We start from the raw sequence: 952 nt of genomic DNA, 5'->3' as shown, positions 1-952 counted from the left end.
CGCATTGCTGGACATTTCGCTGTGGATGAACGAATCCCACACCATCGGGAACGACAGATAGAGAATCAGCAGCACCACCGGCATCAGGAAAACCAGCGTGCCGAAAATTTCGACCTTCGCCCGCGCTTGCGGACTGAACCGACCGATAATCACGTCGATCCGCACATGCTCGTTGCGCAGCAGCGTATAGCCCGCCCCCGGCAGAAACACTGCCGCGAACAAATACCATTGCAGCTCCAGCCAAGCGTTCGAACTATTATCGAAGAGATAGCGGATGAGTGCATTCACCGTGCAAACGATGACGGCGACCAGCAGAAACCATTTAATATTTCCGCCAACGAATTCGTTCAGCCGGTCGATGAACCGACTGAGGGATAGTAAAGCTCCCATAAGCCCCCCTCACTTTTTGTATCGGGGAAGCAAGAGGTTCCTCTTACTTCCCCTGTTTTTGCCTGCCTTACGGGGTGCGCTGGGCGCCCGCCGTGAAGGTGAAATTATCGAAGGTCGTTTCTGCCACACGGAACCAGAGGTACTGATCGTCGCGGAAGGCTTTCCACGGTTCGTAGATTTTCTTCCACTTCGGATTGGTTTTCGCCAATTCCTCGTAGAGTTCGTAGGAGGCCTTGTGAGCCGCCTGCAAAATCTCCCGCGAGAACGGGCGGAGCACCGCCCCCGAACCGATCAGCTTCTTCAGCGCAATCGGGTTTTGCGCGTCGTACTTGGTCATCATCGCAATGCTGGCTTCGTAACACGCGGCCTCCAGAATCGCCCGATACTCCTTCGGAAGCGATTCTAATTGCTCGCGGTTGACGATCGCCGACAGATTCAAGCCCCCTTCCCACCAACCGGGATAATAATAGTATTTTGCGACCTTATAGAACCCTAGTTTCTCATCGTCGTAGGGGCCGACCCACTCGGCGGCGTCAATCGTGCCTTTTTCGAGCGCGGGATA

General features: G+C 54.8%; 1 protein-coding gene and 1 pseudogene. Both read right to left on the bottom strand.

Annotated features, from left to right (window positions below; translation table 11 throughout):
- Positions 1-390, bottom strand: a 390-nt coding sequence (locus tag VZ95_RS20915) for a TRAP transporter small permease subunit (RefSeq protein ID WP_045777586.1), incomplete at its 3' end; no start/stop codon positions are given.
- Between the two features lie 67 nt (positions 391-457).
- Positions 458-952 (bottom strand): annotated as a pseudogene (locus VZ95_RS20910) (ABC transporter substrate-binding protein); the annotation flags it as partial.

Source organism: Elstera litoralis, from assembly GCF_000963705.1.
GTDB lineage: Bacteria > Pseudomonadota > Alphaproteobacteria > Elsterales > Elsteraceae > Elstera > Elstera litoralis.
Note: the sequence above shows the minus strand (reverse complement) of the source record. Positions and strands in the feature narration are given on the sequence as shown.